The organism is Streptomyces pathocidini, from assembly GCF_001418495.1.
GTDB classification, from domain to species: Bacteria; Actinomycetota; Actinomycetes; order Streptomycetales; family Streptomycetaceae; genus Streptomyces; species Streptomyces pathocidini.
In genome coordinates, this window is sequence record NZ_LIQY01000706.1 from 1 (window position 1) to 2,388 (window position 2,388).

The 2,388-nt window shown below is 68.8% G+C and carries 2 protein-coding genes; one reads left to right on the top strand and one right to left on the bottom strand.

The features are described 5' to 3' along the window. A partial coding sequence (gene ctaD / locus AOK16_RS24670) for an aa3-type cytochrome oxidase subunit I (RefSeq protein WP_055474304.1) occupies nt 1-1,565 on the bottom strand: 1,565 nt, incomplete at its 3' end. Between the two features lie 474 nt (nt 1,566-2,039). On the opposite strand from ctaD, the gene AOK16_RS24675 reads away from it, so the two are divergent. Beyond that, the gene (locus AOK16_RS24675) at nt 2,040-2,255 is read left to right on the top strand and encodes an I78 family peptidase inhibitor (protein WP_055474305.1); all 216 of its coding nucleotides are present in this window, start codon (nt 2,040-2,042) and stop codon (nt 2,253-2,255) included. The last annotated feature ends 133 nt before the right edge of the window (nt 2,256-2,388 follow it).

Sequence of the window (2,388 nt, forward strand, 5' to 3'; positions counted from 1 at the left end):
CGCGGCGGCGGGCAGGAGGTCGCCCACTCCAGCGAGCGCCCGTACCCCCAGGGGTCGTCCGTGTCGACCTTCCGGCCGTGCGTGTGCGTCCGCCAGACGTTGTAGAGGAACGGCAGCGTGGACAGCCCGAGCAGGAACGAGCCGATCGTGGAGACGGTGTTGAGGGCCGTGAAGCCGTCGGCCGCCAGGTAGTCCGCGTACCGCCGGGGCATGCCCTCCGCGCCCAGCCAGTGCTGTACGAGGAAGGTGGTCTGGAAGCCGGTGAACAGCGTCCAGAAGTGGAGCCTGCCGAGCCGCTCGTCGAGCATCCGGCCGGTGAACTTCGGCCACCAGAAGTAGAAGCCCGCGAAGGTCGCGAAGACCACCGTGCCGAAGACGGTGTAGTGGAAGTGGCCGACGACGAAGTAGCTGTCCGTCACGTGGAAGTCCAGCGGCGGGGAGGCCAGCAGCACCCCGGTCAACCCGCCGAACAGGAAGGTCACCAGGAAGCCGGTGGCCCACAGCATCGGCGTCTCGAAGGACAGCGAGCCGCGCAGCATCGTGCCCGTCCAGTTGAAGAACTTCACCCCGGTCGGCACCGCGATGAGGAACGACAGCAGCGAGAAGAAGGGCAGCAGCACGGCGCCGGTCGCGAACATGTGGTGCGCCCACACCACCATCGACAGACCGGTGATGGCCATGGTCGCGGCGATCAGCGTCACGTACCCGAAGATCGGCTTCCGGGAGAAGACGGGCAGGATCTCGGTGACGATGCCGAAGAACGGCAGCGCGATGATGTAGACCTCCGGGTGGCCGAAGAACCAGAACAGGTGCTGCCACAGCAGCGCCCCGCCGTTCTCCGGCTGGAACACCAGCGCCCCGAACCGCCGGTCGGCCTCCAGGACCAGCAGTGCGGCCGCCAGCACCGGGAACGCCAGCAGCACCATGATCGAGGTGAAGAGGGTGTTCCAGGTGAAGATCGGCATCCGGAACATCGTCATCCCGGGCGCGCGCATCGCGATGATCGTGGTCAGGAAGTTGACCGAGCCGAGGATGGTGCCGAAGCCCGCGAGCGCCAGCCCCATGATCCACAGGTCGGCGCCGATGCCCGGGGTCCGCTCCCGGCTGTTGAGCGGCGCGTACGCGGTCCAGCCGAAGTCCGGTGCCCCGTCGGGCACGAGGAGCGCGCCCAGCACCATCAGCCCACCGAAGAGGAACAGCCAGTACGAGAGCATGTTCAGCCGCGGGAAGGCCACGTCGGGGGAGCCGATCTGGAGTGGCATGATCTCGTTCGCGAAGCCGGCGAAGGTCGGCGTCGCGAAGAGCAGCAGCATGATCGTGCCGTGCAGGGTGAACGCCTGATTGAACTGCTCGCTGGAGACGATCTGCAGCCCCGGGCGGGCGAGTTCGGCCCGCATGAGCATCGCCATCAGCCCGCCGGCGAGGAAGAAGACGAACGAGGTCGCCAGGTAGAGGTGGCCGATCTTCTTGTGGTCGGTCGTGGTCAGCCAGTCGACCACGACCCGCCCGGGGCGGCGCACGGGTGCGGGGCCGGCGGCACTCGCCTCGGCGGTACGGCTGCTCATCTCGCCCCCTGGCGTATTGCGGTGCAGGCTCTCGGGCTCACGCCCCACCGCACGTTATGCCTCGAATGTCGGTTTGAGTGGGCAGCGCGCCGCTCTGCGGAACCGGGCGGGCCGTGACGGGCGGCTCCCTGCTCTTGTCGGTTTTTTCGTATCTGTCTGCCGCTGCTGCCGCGGGTTTCGAGTGCCGCGTGACGGCTGCCGCGAACCTCCGTACGGTGGCGCGCGCCAATTCGTCCACCCGATCCCGGTGTTCGAAATTCGGCCAAAAAGGCGGGCAGTCCGGTCCGCGGCTCAGGTGGCGTAATTCCGCTCGCTTTTCCGGGGGTTCCGCGGCGCCCAGGAATGCCCGTATGAGTGACGGCCATCGGGGGAAACGGGGTCGCGCCTTGTGACACAAGCGTGACGATCCGCGGACCGCGGGGTTTCCCGGATGTGCCTTCCGCCACACATCCGCGGCGGCCTACCGTGGGTTTCATGAACGAGACTTCGAAACGATCCGAGCCGCCTCAGGACGACCTCGACGCCTATGTGGGACTCGCCGCGCGGGCCGCCGAGGAGCGGGCCCGCGAGCGCGGCTGGAGCACCGTCCGCAGCCTGCCGCCGGGCGCGATCATCACGATGGAATACCTCTCAGGACGCATCAACCTCGCCGTCGAGGACGGCGAGGTTGTGCGCTGCTGGAAGGGGTGAGACCGGCGGTCAGCCGCCGCTCCGGCCCCGCGGAGCCGGGCCCAGCGGCGCGGTGCGCGGCGTGCGGTCGGCGTGGGGGGTGCGGTCGGAGTGCGGGGGGCGGCGGCTGCCCGTCGGGGTGACCGGGGTGCGC